The sequence below is a fragment of the Vulcanisaeta sp. JCM 16161 genome (assembly GCF_001316285.1).
On record NZ_BBDO01000001.1, the window covers coordinates 333507 to 349537 of the forward strand.

Below are 16031 nucleotides of genomic sequence, written 5' to 3' on the forward strand. Positions count from 1 at the left end.
CTAATGCTTAATAAGTATGGCAATTAATAAGGGAGATGCCATTTAGGGCTAGGTACTATGTTTATTGGGTTGACACTGACGCTGCTGGAATTGCGCACTTCACATCATTTCTAAGGCTCATTGAACGTGCAGAGGAGGACTTCTATAGGGAGAATGGGATACTTCATTATCACTCAATTGCACCACGTAGGGAACTCTTCATAACGTACACGGCACCGTTGAGGAGAGGCGACGTCGCTATTGTTGAGTTGTGGCTTGATGAGGCGAGGACCAGGGCAATTAGGTATAGGTTTAGGATAATTAATGAGACCACGGGTAAAAACGCCGCTGAGGGCTACTTGGTGTTTACCTGCGTTAGTAATGAGGGTAGTGAGTTGAGGGCTGTCCCATGCCCTGAGGAACTCGTTAATGCTTGGAAGAGGACTCTCAACACGGTTAATACTCAAGGAGCCTAACATCGAGGGATTCATCGTTGAATCTAATGGGGTTCCTAACGAGCCTTACCGCACCCAACTCGTGGTGCTTTACCTCAGTCAGTACGTACTTATTCACGTAGGGGTCTCTCGCTATATCCGCCATGTCGTAGACGGGGCCAGCCGGTATTCCATTACTTAGGAATAGATTTACCCAGTAGTCTCTGTCCCTTGTCAGGAATATTTCCTGAAGTATCTTCTCAAGTTCGTCCTGGTTCCTAACCCTATCAGGGTTAGTCCTAAACCTAGGGTCATTAACCAACTCAGGCCTACCAATGACCTCACAGAACCTCCTCCAAATCCTGTCATTACCAACCGCAAGTATGAACATCTTACCATCCTAGCCCTGAAGTTGGTAAGGAGCCACAACACTCATGTACTTAGTGCCCAGTGGCCTTGGTACATTACCAGTGAAGAGGTGGTAAAGTATGTGTATACCCATTATGTATAGGGCGGAGTCCAGCATTGGTACGGTAATCCTAACGCCCCTACCCTCCCTATCCCTAACCCTGAGCGCAGATAGTATTGCTATTACCGAGAAGAAGCCTGTCACCATGTCGGTTATCGGAACACCGACCTTAACAAAGGTCCCATCCTCACAACCCGTGACACTCATTAAACCACTCATACCCTGTATTACAACATCAAAGGCCGGGTAATCCTCATACTCACTACCTGGCATGAAGCCCTTAATAGATACGTAAATAATCCTCGGGTTTATCCTACTTACCGAGCCGTAATCAACACCTAGTCTCTCAGCAACACCAGGCCTGTAATTCTCAATGAGTACGTCAGCGTCCTTAATCATATCATAGAGTTTATCTCTATCAACCTCATTCTTCAGGTCAAGCCTAATAACATGCTTATTCCTATTCATTGCAAGATAATACGTACTAACATTATCCCTAATCACGTGACCCCACGTCCTAGTCATATCACCCTCAGGAGACTCGACTTTGATTACCTTAGCACCTAAATCACCGAGTATTGATGTTGCGAAGGGACCCGCCGCAGAGTGCGTTAGGTCAATTACCTTAATACCCTCAAGCGGAAGTTTACCCATACCGAGGAAATTACCAATTAACTTCTTTATTAGTATTTAAATGCGGGTTTAGCGCATAGTAATGCGCGTACTTACCTCATTCCTTACCATCTTACTACCATGGAACCCGCTCCCAACCTCCTACGTTCAATTAAATCCTCCCCTTACTTAGTAAATACTGCAAATTCGTATTGATCACTAACGTGCTATTCGAAGGCAACAAAAGTTAAAAATCACTGAAATTAGCATGACCCGATATGGTAAAGGGCACGCCAAGCTTCGGTAAAATGAATAGGGGTTGGACGCACATTAGATGCCCGAGGTGCGGTAGACATGCCTATAATCCAGTAAAGGGTTACTGTGCAGCCTGTGGTTGGGGCAGGTCAAAGAGGATTAGGCGTTACTCATGGCAGAATAAAAAGGTTAATAAGGTCAGGATTCGCTAATCCTCACCCTCATCCCTGATCCTCCTAAATTGCTCAAGATAATCCCGGGGTGGCGGTTCCTTCGCATATAGATCCCTCCTCATTGCCTCAAGTAATTCATCCTCACGATTAAGCAATCCCGCGTATGTCATGATTGAAACCCCGTACTTACTCGCTTCCTCGAATAACTCCTTTAGTGCATTCCTCCAATTCAAGTCCCTTAATGTATGATGGGCTATTACTAATTTATTGAGAAAACCAGCCCTTATTATTGCCATAAGGTTCCTTAGGGCATTATCGAAATACTCCGCGCTAAACCCCCTCCTCGATAGGTATATAGGTGGTCCACCGACTATTAACGTACGTGGTTTTACACCCATTATGTAATTAACAGCCAACTGTGAGACTGGCCCCTCAACATCGGGCATGAACGTTAATGACCCATCACCATCTACTATCGTAATCGCTATCACCCTGCCGGTCTTCGCATTATCCTCACCATGTGGTAATGACTGCGATACTATAAGTCTCGTAGAACCTATCGTGAATTCCTTACCATCAGCAAACACCAAATCCTTAGTAATACCCTCAATGGCCTTCCTCAACCCGTAATAACGCCTTCTCTGGCTCCAGTTCTCATCATTAGGTGACTTCATAAGCAGTACTTTACCACTGTATATCCTCCGGTAACTCTCGTTGGTAGTCCCCATGTAAATACTTGCATATGGCACTGTGAAGTGGTCTCTATGGTAATGGCTAATGAATACGTAATTAGCCTCCTCGGCATATCTTTCAAGGACATTCCTCAATACTCTAACCCTCTCTATTTCACGAGGGTGAGGTGGTAAACCGTACCTATTCGGCGACAGGCTAATTCCTGGGTCTAGGAGTATTGATAAGTCCTTCGTCTTCACGAACATGGCCATTGACCTGACGCCAAGGCTCTCCTCGGCAATTGGTATCACTTCCATACACCTATTACCACATGTAAGATTTATAATGTCTTTAGTTTCACATTAACTTAGTGGATGGCATTAAACTCGGCTTTGCTGGTAGGTCATCCACCTGGAACCTACTTAGAAAACTGGTCTTTCCTGAGCATGTGGCCTTAAGGTACGTGAGTAATGAGGACGACTGCCTAGGGCTTAACTTCATAATTGTTGAGAGGTACATGGCAGATTTAGTTAATTGCTCCAGGGTATTGATATTAAGTGATCCGAGTATTGATGGTATAATCGAGACCATAGTTGATGGGTTAGGCCTTAATGAATTGAATGTTGGAATTGACATCGGAAACTCCAGGTGCGGTGCTATCATACTCGCTAATGATACGCCATTAATTCACGTAACACTCAGTTTCGTAAAACTCATTAGGATGATAAGGAGATTAGCTAAACGGGCAATTATTAACTTAGTAATTGGTACAAGCCCTGGCGTTTCAGATCTCGTTAGGGATTTCATGGAATCAATAAATGACGCAAATATTAAGGTTAGGGTAATTAATGAGGATACAGCCTATGGAAAGAAGAATGTATTTAGGTCCAGGTATCCATATTTGACATTGGACGAACTTGATGGGCTTGTTTATGCATATACCGGCCTTACGATGGGCGCTCATGAATAATTGCTCAATTAGACTTAATGATGGAATATTCTATACATATTACCTATGTAATACTCGTAGAATATTGGTAATACAATGCGTATAATGATGGTAATTCTTATAAAATAATCACTATGGGGACTTATGATGCCGATAATAATTAAGTGCTATTCATGCGGCTTTGTATTTTATAGTGATCAACAGCTCAAGAGTGTTGATGAGGTACTTAGGCAATGGGTTATAAATGCCCTGTCTGCCTAAGTCCATTGAGTAAGACACCAATTACCATGCGTGTTAAAGGATAAGTTATCAAAGTAATCTGCACTAAAATTAAAATAAACCTATTAACTGCATCTTTAGGTCATGACTGTTAAGGCATGGTTCGACGCATTAACGGCTAAGCAGCTAGGATTGCCGCGGTATTAAGTATGGAGGGTAGGAGGAATAATATAGATTTCATAATAACGTGTAGGAAGTATGATTATGTTGAGGAGGTTCTGGACATGTTTAATCTGCACTATGAGTGTGTTGGTTATCATGGTGAGAGCCTAGGGAGAAACTGCTAAGAGGTATTGAAAGGCAACTTGCATTGCTAGACGTGGTTAGGGACTTCGACGTTCATATATCGTTAACATCGCCGGACGCAATAAGGGTCGCCTTTGGTCTTGGTAAGCCAATAATAGCGCTGACCGATACAGCCCACTCATACTTTGTTAATAAATTAACGCTGCCGTTGGCGAATACGGTGATTGCGCCGTCAGCAATACCAATGAGTGAGTGGGGCCGTTACATACCCAGTGCGGAGATTGATAAGGTTAGGACATTTGACGGAGTTTTCGAACTCATGTGGATTAACAGGTTTAAACCAACCGGCAACTCCATTAATAGGTTAGGGCTCAAGAGTAGGGAGTTTATCGTCATTAGGTTTGAGGAGTCCAGGGCTTCGTATTACGGCTATGGCGATAGATCGCAGCTATTAATTAGGATGGCAAGGAGGGCGCTTGAGAATGGTTATTACGTGGTTATATTCCCGAGATACCCATACCAGGAGGAATTGATAAAATCCGAACTCAACCTCTTCCTTAAGCTTGGTAAGTTAATAATACCAAGGAACATGAGGTTGGATGGTCTTGACCTATCGTGCATGCCAGAGCCGTGATCACCGGCGGCTCAACAATGGCTCACGAAGCGGCGTTGCTAGGTACGCCAGCCATTAGTTACTTTCCACAGCATTACTACATAGATGATTATTTAATGAATAAGGGGTTACCACTCTATAGATGTGTAGATGAGGATTGCCTCACAGTACTTGACTCAATCCTGAAATCAGACATTGCCCATGTCGATACGAGCTCAGTACTGAATAGGATGGAGGACCCAACAGAGCTCATCATTAATGAGATAAAGAGACTTGCGGACAGCGGTAAATAGACCTTAGTGGGTAATTATTATTAAGGTAATCCTATAATCGATGAAATTGATGAAAATATTAGTGACTGGTTCCTCAGGATTCCTAGGAAGAAACATAGTTAATTGCATGAGCTAAAGGCCACGATGCGAGGGGCCTCGATATTGTTAAGGCGGAGACCACGGATTACATAGTCGATATAACAAGGAGGGATGATGTGACTAGTCTCTCTAGGGAGGGCTTTGACGCTATTATTCACCTTGCGGCATTCCCAAACCCAAGGTCATTCACGAACGCGGGCGCTTAAGGGCCTTGATGTTAATGTTGTTGGAACGATAAATATGCTGGAACTTGCAAGGATTCTAAATGCTAAGTTCCTGCTTTACTCAACATCAAATGTTTATGGTAAACCCACTAAATTACCCGTTGCGGAGGATGATCCATTAAGGCCCTTTGAGGGTTATGGCTGGAGTAAGGTCGCCGCTGAGGCCGCTGCAATGTCTTACCATGTTGTTCATAATGTCCCAGTAATAATATTCAGGCTGTGGAAGCCCTATGGCCCTTACGACAATGGTGTTGTTGGTATATTCATAACTAGGGCATTAAAGAATGAGACTTGGTGGTCAATAACGGTGGTGTCGACACCACGGACTTCCTCTACGTTGAGGATTTATGCGACGCCACAGAGCTAGCACTTAAGAGGGAGGAGGCGGTTGGTCAAGCCTTCAATATTGGGCTTGGTGTTGAAACATCAATACTGGACCTGGCTAAGATAGTGGTTAAGTTAGTTGGTTCAAGTTCTAAGATTAATGTTCAACCGAGGACCTCCGAGCCATTTAGGAGTTACCCAGACGTCAGTAAGGCCATGAGGATCCTCGGCTTTAAACCTAGATACGACCTAGTAAGCGGTTTGAGGGCTACGATTGACTGGTTTAGGCGAAATCTATGAGCATCGCCATGAATTATGCGCTAATCGCCATTACGTCTTTCGTAATCTCATTAATCGCGGTATACGCAATATCCAGGTTGAGGAATCCAAGATTATTGGCGCCGGATGTTCATAAGCCGTATAAGGTACTTGTACCTAAGATAGGCGGCGTCTCTGTATTAATCGCCATGGGCGTTGTCACGTTAATGGCTTACTTAATCAATGATGCGAGGCTTCTCGCGCTTGGTCTCGTTACTTTAACCGTGGGCCTAATAGGACTTGCTGATGACCTCTGGGGACTACCCGTCAGTGTCAGGGTATTCCTACCACTAGTACCGTCATTAATAATACCCGTGGTTGTCCATGGCTACATATACATACTCCTGATTGGTCACGTACATAACTTCTTCGTGGTAGCCTTTCTCTCGATGCTTGCAGTAACCGTTATGGCTAATGCCGTTAATATGCTTGACGTGATGAATGGGATAGTCCCAGTATCGACATTGATGATCTTGACCGTTAGTGGAGTCATTTCCTACATGGCTGGCTTTAGCTATGCCTTGCCAGCGACATTAATACTCGTACTCACGGTATTACCACTTGCCGTATTTAACTGGTACCCTGCCAAGGTCTTTAATGGTAACGTTGGTAGTTACGCACTTGGTGCAATGATGGGCGCATTCATGGTTTTGTACAATGCAGGGACACAGGGTGTGATATCGGCACTGCCATACATAATAAATGGCTTCCTAATAGTCATAACCGCTAGGGGCTTCAAGCCTAGGGAGACCTTGAAGAGACCTGTGATTGTGAATGATGGAGTAATCCATGCAAATAAAGTCCCTGGATCACCAACTACCTTAGTTAAGCTAATGGTGATGAGAAGGTCGAAAACCGAGAGGGAGGTTGTTCACGATATATTACTACTATTCCTAATAACTAGCCTCGCCTCACTCTCACTGCTGGCATTTATTACTTAACCACAATAGCCTCCTTAATACTTATATTCGAACCACTCGTAATATAGACACTCTTCATATTACTCAATTCCCTAAGCACACCTAAATAGAACGTTGCCTCCATGAAATCAGTCTGCTCCTCAAGCTCCTTGGCTTTCTCCTTTTAATCATGTTCACGAAATCCTCAATGCCCATTCCATATTTACGCTCTAAATCCTTAATCATGACCTTAAACGTCTCGGGCCTATACTCACCATAATCATTAATACATGGTGGTGGGCTTAGCCCAACCTGTCTCGTTAGGTTGACTATGTATGGACATGTGGCTGGGTCCCTACCAGCTGGGCAATGTTCCTGGCAAACTACCATCGCATACCTCAAAATCCTCTCGAGGATGCTTAATGGCATTACTACGTATTCCTCCTCGGGATCGAGTCTAATCTCCATTGATGGTCATTAATAAGCCCTGGAATTACTAAATAAAGTTTTCAAGCACATTCTTTACTAATGGCGCTACCCATCGGCGTTGACTCAAGAACTGCACCCCTCTTTACAACAGCTAAGACCTTATTCCTACCCAACTCATAACTTAACCACCTATAGTTAGGCACATCCCAAATGACGATATCAGCCAAGTAACCAGGCTGTATGATGCCCCTATCCCTAAAGCCTAAACTGTACGCTGCATTTACTGTGGATGCCATTAGGACCTCGATAGGGGTCATACCGAGCAGGTATGTGGCTAACTCCATCGCATACTGCATGTTTAGGGACCAGGAATTTGGGCTGAAGTCTGTACCAAGCGCGATGGGTATACCCGCACTCCTCAATGCTCTAACGGGTGGTCTCTTATTAGTCATTAATGAAAGTATTGTCACAGGTAACAAAGTCGCCACTGAACCCCTCTCAGCGATTAACCCAATGTTGTGCTCGGGCAAATTAAGCAGGTGATCGAGTGATGTAACGTTAAACTCCTTAACTAAGCCGCTACACCCAATGTAGCTATCTCATCGGCATGAAGCCTAAGTCCAAGGCCCCTCCCCGAAGCCTCCCTAAGTATGGACCTGGTCTCCTCAACCGTAAATGCACCTTCATCACAGAACACATCAACAAACCTTGCTAAGTCTCTCACCTTATCAAGCGTGTTTATCACGGCATTAACGTAATCCCCCCTATCCATGTTCCTTGGTGGTACGTGAACTAAGTACGTCGCACAACATCAATGGGCGCTTTGGTCGATACCTCATTAATTATCCTTAGAAGTCTAATTTCCTGGCCTGGGTCAATCCCATAACCACTCTTGACCTCTATCGTTGTCGTGCCATACCTCACAACCTCAAATAATCTCTTAAGGAGTGTCTCCCTAGCTCGTTATCCGTTGCGCTAACTGTGGCGTTAACAGTCCTGTAAATACCGCCACCCCTCCTGAGTATCTCCTCATATGGAACACCCTCGAGCTTAAGCTCAAGTTCATCCTCCCTAGAACCGGCAAAGAGTAGGTGCGTGTGTGGGTCCACGAGTCCAGCCGTTACCAGGGATTCCTCGGCGGGGATTCTGCACTTACCCTCATACTTCCTACTTATAGAGCTCCATGAACCAACGTCTACTATCTTATCGTCATTAACCGCTATACCTGCATCTTCAATAATTAATACTGGGTCTCCATACCTCCAGGGCATTGACTTAGCAGTAACTAACTGCTTAATTGGACCAATGAGTAGGGAGACCCTGCTCATAATGTGATTGTTTAGCGTATGTTTAAAAAGATTCCATTTTAACTAACTAACGTGTCCGTGGATAAGGATAGGGTTAGGGATATTGCCCTAAAGCATGCATTAATCAATGCCGTAAAGTTTAATGGAAAGGCAAATATGAACGCGGTCATTTCCAAGGTATTCGCCGAAGACCCATCACTTAGGTCCGTGGCCAAGGAGGTCGCTCAAATAGTCAAGGAGGTTATTGATTACGTGAATTCCCTGAACATTGATGAACAAAGAAACCTGCTAATGAGTAGGTGGCCTGAGGCCCTTGGGGAGAGGAGGGTTGAGTCCTATAGGAAGGGTATTGAGGACTTACCGCCATTACCCAATGATAGTAAGTACGAGGTAATAACACTCAGGTTCGCGCCAAACCCGGACTTCGTACTCCACCTAGGCAGTGCTAGGCCTGCCATTATTAATTACGCATACAAGCTGAAGTACGAGGGTCTAGGTAGGAGGGCTAAGTTCATACTTAGGTTTGAGGATACCGACCCAAGAACAAAGAGACCACTTCCCGAGGCCTATGATGCGATAAGGGAGGACTTAAAGTGGCTTGGTATTAAGTGGGATGAGGAGTACATACAGTCGGATAGGTTGGAGATTTACTACGACATTGCCAGGAAAATCATTGAGAAGGGTGGCGCCTACGTCGCTGCGAAGGACACCGAGTGCACGCCAGATGATTGGAAGAAGTCTAAGGTAACCGGTAAGCCATGTAGGAATAGGGATGCTGACCCAAGTATTAATCTTGAGCTTTTTGATAGGATGCTTGAGGGCCGCTATGGGAGGGTGAGGCGATCATGGTGATAAAGACTGACCTACAGCACCCGGACCCGAGCGTTAGGGATTGGGTCGCCATGAGGATCATAGACACGACCAAGCACCCGCACCCTAGGGTTGGTTCTAAGTACATTGTTTGGCCCACGTATAACTTCTCCGTATCAATTGACGACCACCTAATGGCATAACACACATACTCAGGGCTCAGGAACATTCCGTAAATACCGTTAAACAATCCTTTATTTACGCATACATGGGTTGGGAACAACCTGAGGCTATACATTTCGGTAGGCTTAAGATAGTTGGCATGACACTGAGCAAGACGAAACTAAAGGCATTGGGGATTAAGTGGGACGACATTAGATTACCGACACTAGCAGGCCTTAGAAACAGGGGTATTCAGCCAGAGGCCATTTGGAACATAATGCTCCAGGTAGGTGTTAAGCCCACGGATGCCACGATATCCTCAGCGAACCTATTCGCTGAGAATAGGAAGATAATTGAGCCAAGGGCTAATAGGTACATGGCCGTGATAGACCCCGTTAAGGTAGTAATTGAGGGCGTTACGGAGGAGTTGACGGCCAGGTTACCAATGCACCCATCATTCCCAGAACGTGGATTTAGAACAATAACCCTAAAGCCAGTCGATGATAAGGTAACGGTATTCATAAGCAAACCTGACCATGACAAGGCGGGCCCAGGTTCCGTAATTCGCCTGATGGAGCTCGTTAACATAGAGGTGATGAGTAAGGGTGAAGGCGCACTGGTTGCACGAATACATAGTAAGGACCTTGAGAGTGCCAGGAAGGTTAATGCGCCAATAATCCAGTGGGTACCGCCTGATGGATTACCAATAAGGGTTATAAGGCCTGACGACCTAAAGCTTATTGAGGATACGGGGCTTGCGGAACCAGCCGTGGAGCAGGTAAGTAATGGCGAGATCATACAGTTCATGAGGTATGGCTTTGTAAAGAAGGTTGGGCACGATAAGTTTATCTACGTTCATGATTGAGACGACACGATAAATTTGCGCAAAATAAATTTAATTCGTTTCGTGAAAATACTAAGCCAGGTGTATGAGGGTATGGTATAGGTGTTCGAGGTGTGGCTATACAGTAGAGGCATCTTCATGGCTTTGGCGATGCCCAAGGTGCGGTAATCCACTTGATTTAGTTATTGATGGTTTAAAACTTACGTTAAGTGAACGTAGAGGTCTATGGAGGTTCTCCAGTGTAATACCCGCAAAACCCCTGATTAGCTTAGGCGAGGCTTCACGCCATTAGTTAATGCTGACTTTCTCGGCAGGAACGTTTATCTAAAGCTTGAGTACTTGAATCCGACGGGCTCATTTAAGGATAGGGGCTCGGCCGTCGCCGTGTCGAGGGCTCTAGAGCTTGGCGTCAAGGCCGTGGTTGAGGACTCGAGCGGTAATGCGGGAATATCCGTAGCAGCCTACGCAGCTGCTGCTGGGGTTAAGGCTAGGATCTACGTACCTAAGGACGCGCCTGAGGGTAAGAAGAACCTCATAAGGTCGTTGGGGGCTGAGTTGATTGAGGTTCAGTCCAGGGATGAGGCGAGTAGGATGGCGATAGAATCCGTGGGACCTGGCGAGGCCTACATTGGCCATGCATGGAATCCCTGGTTTTTACAGGGCACAAAGACTCTGGCCTATGAATTACTTGATCAGTTAGGGCATGTTCCTGATGCCGTGGTTCTCCCAGTATCGGCAGGTACGTTACTCCTTGGTCTATGGATTGGTTTCAATGAATTATTGAACCTGGGCCTCATTAATAGGGTACCGCGGCTTTACGCAGTTCAGGCGCAGGGATTTGCCAGCCTCTACGAAAGGATGCACGGCAATTATATAAGGGAGCCAACAAAGCTCGCGGATGCGCTCAGGGTATATAATCCACCTAGGATTGAGCAGATGGTTAATGCAATTAGGGAAAGCAATGGCGATGCCCTGGTAATAACGGACGACGAGCTCCTGCAATCATGGAAGTCACTGCTAAGGAGGGGGTTCATTATTGAACCAAGCAGTGCAATAGCTCTCTCTGGTTACATGAAATTGCTTAGCAATAATCATATTGATAAGGATGAGGAGACCGTGATAGTTCTAACGGGCAGTGGCTTAAAGTATATAGATATAATGAGTAAAATATAATGAAATATATTTAGCAAGAGAAACCTTTATAAACACGTACTATTCCCTACGTATCGTGAGGGTCTCGACAAGGAGCAACGCATTTCCTGGGTCGGCCATTAGGGGTGTTAATGAGGAGGTTGTTAGGCTTGAGAAATCTGGCGTTAAGGTTTATGGCTTCCACATAGGCCAGCCTGGTCTTCCGCCTAGTAGGGAGTTGCTTCTTGAGTTTACGAAGGAGCTTCTCGAGAGACCCTTTGAGTACAGCATGTACACGCCAAGCAGTGGTATTGAGGAATTGAGAGAAGCGATAGCCGAAGACTACACGAAATACTCGGGGGTTAAGGTGGGTGCTGATAATGTTTCTGTAACCGCAGGCTCTGCTGAGGCAATTTTGGCGGCTTTCATGGCCATAATCGACGAGGGCGATTACGTAATCCTCTTCGACCCAACCTACCTAATGTATGAACCGGTCATTAATTACCTGGGCGGTAGGGTCATTAAGGTTAGGGCTAGGGAGGAGCTTGGTTGGGAGCCAGGTGAGGAGGATGTTAAGGCCGTGATGAGTAGAAGAGTTAAGGCGATAATAGCCGTTAACCCAGACAATCCAACCGGCAGGGTTCTCGGTGAATCGATGATTAAGTTATTGGTTGATCTAGCCCATGACTATGACGCATTCCTAATCTATGACGAGGCCTATAGACACCTTTACTACGAGGCTCCCACACATACGCCGTTAGGTATGGTCTTGAGAACGTCATCGCCCTGAACACATTCTCCAAGGATCCGGCAATGCCTGGGTGGAGACTTGGCTATGTGATCGCCCACGACGACTTCATGAAGGTGTTTAATAGGGTTAAGCAGTATACGAACCTAAACCCACCAACACCCGCCCAGTACGCTGGATTACTATACCTGAGGAAGTATAAGGAGAAGTACATAGGTGAGACCTTGCCGATTTATAAGTCGAGGATGGAGGCCATGTACAAAGCCATTAAGGAGTACCTACCAGAGGCCACGGTCATAAAGCCAAGGGCCGGCCTATTCATGTTCCCAAACCTAAAACCATACCTAGACAAACTTAGCATTGATGATTACGCATTTGCCATGAGACTCGTTAAGGAGACACATGTTGCGGTAGTGCCTGGGTCGGCCTTTGGTGAGGCAGGTAACTGCATGTTAGGATGACCTTCGCGAGAGAGAATGAGAAGGATATCGAGACTGGCATTAAGATAATGGCCGATTATATATTAAGGCTCTAGGGGCGTCTAAATGACTATATTGAGGAAAATAAATTAATAATTTACATAGCATTCTTAGGACCGTATGGTTGTGAAAATCGGCGTAAGCGCACACCTGACCCTGGAAGATATCGTTAACGTTTCAAGGAATTATGAGGAGACTAAGTTGAGCGATGATGCCTTAAATGCAATGGAGCGGTCTCGTAAAGTCCTTGAGGAGCTTATTCATGGCAATGTGAGGATATACGGTGTCAACACCGGGCTTGGCGATTTATACAACGTGACCGTTAACCCCGAGGATGTGGCTAAGTACTCACTTGAAATGCTTATCGATCACTCAACCGGCGTTGGCGATTACGCACCCGATGATTGGGTTCGGGCAACAATGCTCATTAGGGCGCATCAATTATCACAGGGATACAGTGGTATTAGGGGTATCATCGTGGAGAGACTGATCGATTTCCTAAATATGAGAATAATACCATTAATCCCGAGGTACGGTTCAGTGGGTGCGTCAGGGGACCTGGCGCCGCTGGCTCACATGGCATTAACCCTATTGGGTAAGGGATTTGTTAAGTACCAGGCAGGGTAATGCCGAGCGCTGAGGCCCTTAGGTTGGCCGGTCTCGATGAATTAAGGCTTAGTTATAAGGAGGCATTATCACTGATTAACGGAACCAGTTATAGCACAGCCATAGCCTCACTGGGCATTTGGGATTCCTATCGGTTATTGAGGGCTGCTGTGGCGGTCATGGCGCTTATGATTGAGGCTTCACGGGCAGGTACGGCACCATTGAGTACTGAGGCAAATTCCATTAAGTTGCATAAGGGTGAGCTTGAGGTTGCAAGGGTAATTAGTGAATTAATAGTTGATAGTAGGAACGTGAACACCAGCGGTAGAACCCAGGACCCATACTCAATAAGGTGCATACCCCAGGTACTCGGCTCAGTACTTGACGCGCTTAATTGGGCATTACGTAATGTATTAAACGAGGCCAATTCCGTGAGTGATAACCCAGTAATAATTAATAATGGCGTTTACTCGACCTGCCACTTCCACGGACAATACATAGCCCTTTCGACAGACCTTCTCAACACGTCATTGGCGGTACTTGGTAACTTAATTGAGAGGCAAATCGCTCAATTGCTCAGGAAGGAAATAAATAACGTTAGTAACTACCTAGCCGGTGGTCCTTGGCGCGTTGGTTTAATGCTGACTCAATACACGGCCGCCGCATTATCCGCGAGGCTTAGGGAGTTGGCGACGCCATCCACGGTGCAGAACATACCAACCAGTGGTTTTCAGGAGGATGTTAACTCAATGAGCGCAAACTCTGCGATAAAGCTTCACGAGGTAAATTCATTAATTGCGCAGTTAATAGCTATACTCGCCTACGACGCCTACGTAGTGGCTAACTCCAATAATGCATGCAAGAACTGCGGTAAAGTGACTACCCGCGTATATTACGTTGTTAGTAAGTATGTGGCGGATGCGCAATCACACAATGAGGCAATAACGAGGTTGGTGGATGCAATTGATGAGCTTTCAAGCCTTGCTGACTTAAGGATTAATCCATGGTAATTACGGACCCATCAGCCCTACCAATTATCACCCTGGAAACCCTCCTACCACTAAACACCCCAACCTCAACGACACCCGGCATCTCCTTAATCACCCTCTCTAAATCCTCGATATTCGTTACAGTCCCTGGCATGTAATCAATTATGTAATTACCATTGTCAGTAACTATAGGGCCCCTCTTACCACCACCAAACCTGAGCTCGGCCGTGCCACCAAGCTCCTTAAGTCTTGCCTTGATTATGGACCAGGCAAAGGGAATAACCTCAATCGGTATTGGGTGCTTGCTCGGTATTGAGTCAAACACCTTAGACTCATCAACGATTACCACGAACTCCCTAGCCCAATAATCAATTACCTTCTCCCTGGTCAAGGCAGCGCCACCACCCTTAATGAGGTTCTTTTTCCTGTCAACCTCGTCAGCGCCGTCGATGGCGATATCGATGTGATCAACTTGCCAGGGATAACGCAATAGATCGGCAAGACCCAGTCTCACGATCTCGATCTCCGTTTCCGTGGATGTCGGCACTAAGAGTACATTACTTATGGCGCCGTTAATAATCGATCTATGAAGTTCCCTTAGAAAGACCATTGCCGTAGACCCAGTACCAACACCAACAACATAACCATCCCTAACGTACCTAAGGGCCTCCCTAGCCACGGACTCCCTCGCAATGTCTATGCTACTCACGTCATCCTTAATTAACCGATAAATTTAACGATTACCCGTATTGACAAGCCTAACCAACTCCTCGTTGCACTTAATCGGGTCCTTATTAAGGCATAGCCTAAGGACTTCGGCGACCCTAACAGCATCCCTACTCTCACCAACATTATGCGTCCTAACCGCATCCGCGCCCATGACCACGGCTATTGCCTCAGCAGACACTGAGGCAAACAGCCTATCCTCAGGCGGCGCCTTCCTACGCATTAACCTCTCAAGGAATGACTTCCTAGAAATACCAACGAGAACCGGCCTATTTAATTCACTCCTTATCCTTCCAATACTCATTATGATTATTGAGTCCCAGGAATACCACGGATAAGCACTATCGCCACGTATGTAATCACCCCTCAATGGCTCACCACCCGTGAGTATTGTCCATGCTTAATGGAGGCCACGCGCCAATGCCTGGATCAACAACGATATTACCCTCATCAACACCACTATTCAACGCAATTTCAATACTCTCCCTTAAGGCTCTTATAGTTTTACTAACTGGGTCACCGCCCTGGCTAGGTGTCCTCTCCCTAGCCATAACGATTACGGATGCCCCATAATCAGCACCACGCGAGCCATGCCAGCGTCACCCTTTAACCCAGTTACGTCATTAACGACATCAGCGCCGGCACGCAATGCCTCCTCAGCAACCCTAGGCCTGATGGTGTCTATCGATACCACCAGGTCGGGGAAAACACCCTTTAATGCTTTAATCGCTGGCACAACCCTTCTTATCTCCTCATCGGTACTTATCACGGTCTTGTTGTAAGGCGCTGTGGACATACCGCCAATATCAATAATATCAACACCATTAGAAACCATTAACTCGGCAGCCTTAATAACCTCATCAGTGGTCCTCCTAACCGAGCCCTTAAAGAAGGACTCAGGGCTAACATTAATGACGCCAACCAACCTAACGGGCTCGCCATCCCCAACCCAAACACGGCCAAGCCTAGCCCTCGGCATGAAC

The 16031-nt window shown here is 46.0% G+C and carries 9 protein-coding genes and 9 pseudogenes; 12 read left to right on the forward strand and 6 right to left on the reverse strand.

Features of this window, described 5'->3' with window-relative positions; translation table 11 throughout:
* Positions 1–35 precede the first annotated feature (35 nt).
* Positions 36–455, forward strand: coding sequence for an acyl-CoA thioesterase (locus JCM16161_RS02020; protein WP_054854824.1), 420 nt, complete (start codon positions 36–38; stop codon positions 453–455).
* Here the strand turns inward: JCM16161_RS02020 and JCM16161_RS02025 are convergent.
* Positions 436–1536, reverse strand: a pseudogene (locus JCM16161_RS02025) (CoA transferase). The gene JCM16161_RS02020 and the pseudogene JCM16161_RS02025 sit on opposite strands and share 20 nt — an antisense overlap.
* 236 nt (positions 1537–1772) lie before the next feature.
* Here JCM16161_RS02025 and JCM16161_RS02030 point away from each other — a divergent pair.
* Complete coding sequence (locus JCM16161_RS02030; RefSeq protein ID WP_054854825.1) at positions 1773–1961, forward strand: 50S ribosomal protein L37e; 189 nt, start codon at positions 1773–1775, stop codon at positions 1959–1961.
* On the opposite strand, the gene JCM16161_RS02035 is transcribed toward JCM16161_RS02030, so the two are convergent.
* Positions 1958–2911 carry a hypothetical protein gene (locus tag JCM16161_RS02035; protein WP_054854826.1) on the reverse strand — a complete coding sequence of 318 codons (954 nt, stop codon included), beginning with the start codon at positions 2909–2911 and terminating at the stop codon, positions 1958–1960. The two genes, JCM16161_RS02030 and JCM16161_RS02035, sit on opposite strands and share 4 nt — an antisense overlap.
* Before the next feature lie 53 nt (positions 2912–2964).
* On the opposite strand from JCM16161_RS02035, the gene JCM16161_RS02040 reads away from it, so the two are divergent.
* The 5 genes and pseudogenes from JCM16161_RS02040 (at position 2965) to JCM16161_RS02055 (ending at position 6859) form a co-directional block, all read left to right on the forward strand.
* Positions 2965–3564: a hypothetical protein gene (locus JCM16161_RS02040; RefSeq protein ID WP_054854827.1), complete on the forward strand. Its 600-nt coding sequence runs from the start codon at positions 2965–2967 to the stop codon at positions 3562–3564.
* A 407-nt stretch (positions 3565–3971) separates the two neighbouring features.
* Positions 3972–4109: a DUF354 domain-containing protein gene (locus JCM16161_RS14095; protein ID WP_243668579.1), complete on the forward strand. Its 138-nt coding sequence runs from the start codon at positions 3972–3974 to the stop codon at positions 4107–4109.
* 32 nt (positions 4110–4141) lie between these two features.
* Positions 4142–4974, forward strand: a pseudogene (locus JCM16161_RS02045) (DUF354 domain-containing protein).
* 312 nt (positions 4975–5286) lie between these two features.
* Positions 5287–5900: pseudogene (locus JCM16161_RS02050) on the forward strand (GDP-mannose 4,6-dehydratase).
* Positions 5897–6859 carry a glycosyl hydrolase family 4 gene (locus JCM16161_RS02055; RefSeq protein ID WP_054854828.1) on the forward strand — a complete coding sequence of 321 codons (963 nt, stop codon included), beginning with the start codon at positions 5897–5899 and terminating at the stop codon, positions 6857–6859. The pseudogene JCM16161_RS02050 and the gene JCM16161_RS02055 overlap by 4 nt, the downstream one beginning before the upstream one ends.
* A gap of 81 nt (positions 6860–6940) precedes the next feature.
* Here the strand turns inward: JCM16161_RS02055 and JCM16161_RS02060 are convergent, their stop codons facing one another.
* Positions 6941–7285, reverse strand: a complete 345-nt coding sequence (locus JCM16161_RS02060) for a hypothetical protein (protein ID WP_243668581.1) — start codon at positions 7283–7285, stop codon at positions 6941–6943.
* Positions 7286–7326: 41 nt separating this feature from the next.
* Positions 7327–8574, reverse strand: a pseudogene (gene hutI, locus JCM16161_RS02065) (imidazolonepropionase).
* Positions 8575–8625: 51 nt separating this feature from the next.
* Between hutI and JCM16161_RS02070 the strand changes: the two are divergent.
* The 5 genes and pseudogenes from JCM16161_RS02070 (at position 8626) to JCM16161_RS02085 (ending at position 14343) form a co-directional block, all read left to right on the forward strand.
* Positions 8626–10390 (forward strand): annotated as a pseudogene (locus JCM16161_RS02070) (glutamate--tRNA ligase).
* A 64-nt stretch (positions 10391–10454) separates the two neighbouring features.
* Positions 10455–10661 carry a hypothetical protein gene (locus JCM16161_RS14100; RefSeq protein ID WP_243668584.1) on the forward strand — a complete coding sequence of 69 codons (207 nt, stop codon included), beginning with the start codon at positions 10455–10457 and terminating at the stop codon, positions 10659–10661.
* Positions 10662–10705: 44 nt separating this feature from the next.
* Positions 10706–11542, forward strand: a pseudogene (locus JCM16161_RS02075) (pyridoxal-phosphate dependent enzyme); the annotation flags it as partial.
* A gap of 247 nt (positions 11543–11789) precedes the next feature.
* A pseudogene (locus JCM16161_RS02080) lies at positions 11790–12709 on the forward strand (pyridoxal phosphate-dependent aminotransferase).
* A 138-nt stretch (positions 12710–12847) separates the two neighbouring features.
* A pseudogene (locus tag JCM16161_RS02085) lies at positions 12848–14343 on the forward strand (aromatic amino acid ammonia-lyase).
* Here JCM16161_RS02085 and rpiA read toward each other — a convergent pair.
* The gene (gene rpiA, locus JCM16161_RS02090; RefSeq protein WP_054854829.1) at positions 14330–15031 is read right to left on the reverse strand and encodes a ribose-5-phosphate isomerase RpiA; all 702 of its coding nucleotides are present in this window, start codon (positions 15029–15031) and stop codon (positions 14330–14332) included. The pseudogene JCM16161_RS02085 and the gene rpiA overlap by 14 nt on opposite strands.
* Before the next feature lie 24 nt (positions 15032–15055).
* A pseudogene (locus JCM16161_RS02095) lies at positions 15056–16027 on the reverse strand (dihydropteroate synthase).
* Positions 16028–16031: the final 4 nt, after the last annotated feature.